Genomic DNA, 1,362 nt, shown 5'->3' on the forward strand with positions numbered 1-1,362 from the left:
ATCGTTAAGAATAAGGAAGATTCTTTCAAACATTTCTATGAGACATTGGAAAGTAGCAAAGCAACTGTCCTACGTCATTTAAAGCCAATGAGAGGCTATCTAAAACGGTTTGGTGTCAGAATCGCCTATGAGCCAATGCGCTTTGTTGGAGATGAGGAATCGATTCGTTTGGCCATTGCAGCATTATATTGGAACGCTACACGGGGATACGTTTGGCCTTTTGAAGACTTTACGCAAAAAGTAGCCTTCAAAGTTGTTGATATTGCTTTGGATAAATATCGTCTCAAACCAACAAATCATATAACAAAAATGTTCTACGCCTATGTGGTTATGGCTCACTTGTACCGAATTATTGAGGGCAATCACGTTCAAAACATGGACGCTTTAAATGTGATCAATTATCCATTCCCTAATATTTTTGAAAGTGCCGGTTCAATGCTTGAGGGTGATACTGGTAGTGAAAAAGTTAGAGAATTAAAGCGTGCTATTAAAGAAGATGTCAGTTATGAGGAGCAAATGTTCCAGTCAGCTGATTTTTATATCTTATTAATGTGTGTTCCTGCAACGTTTGAAGTTTCAGCTGAATATCTTCAATCTGTTTCTAAGCAATTAGTTAGATATAATCCATTATTTGCTAACTTTATTGATGATTTCTTGGAACTTATTCCAATTGATGTGGAACAAACTGTTTCTGATATGGCTATGTCCCATAAGGAATTTTTGAGATATAAGTATAATTTAACAACATGTATTATTGGTGTTTTAGCTCTAGATCATAATTATATTGAAATATTGAATTTGTATTCAGGTTTCGGTGATGCTATCAGTAAATTAAATGATGAAGGTCTTGAAAGTAAGATTTATTCAACTGTTCAACATTTAATGTTACGTGACAAGTATCAATCATTAACTGGAAAATCTAAGCAAATTTCAGAAGCCATTTATGCAATTGCATATCGTTTCTTCTCACTTTATAACAAGAATATTCAAGTTAAGGTTTATTTGGAATTAGAATCATTCTTCCTAGTTTATTCTGATTTAGCTGTAACTCTACAATCGTTGCCATACGCTAAAATTGTTAGTGATCCTAAAGAGGCTGATATTGTTGTTACTGCAAACAGTGCCAATCCACCAAAGGATGAGATGAAAAAAGATGTATGTATCTATCGTTGGATGTACAACGGTGTTGATGGACAAATGGGTGGCTTGTTGAATCTTATTTATAAGATATGGACGGAAGAAAAAGTTAGTGAAAATCCAAATCTTTAATGAAAATAGTTGCAACTATTTTCAGAATATATTATGATACAGGTTGTGCGATGAGTCGAGAGCCGTCGAATTTGGACGGCACTTATGATGGTA

Annotated in this window: 1 protein-coding gene; it reads left to right on the forward strand. The window is 34.3% G+C overall.

Annotation, left to right across the window (positions count from 1 at the left end):
- Window positions 1–1,269 (forward strand): helix-turn-helix domain-containing protein (locus FHL06_RS13145; RefSeq protein WP_153387059.1); only part of this gene is annotated, 1,269 nt, incomplete at its 5' end.
- Window positions 1,270–1,362 lie beyond the last annotated feature (93 nt).

Source organism: Companilactobacillus halodurans (assembly GCF_009600985.1).
Classification (GTDB): domain Bacteria; phylum Bacillota; class Bacilli; order Lactobacillales; family Lactobacillaceae; genus Companilactobacillus; species Companilactobacillus halodurans.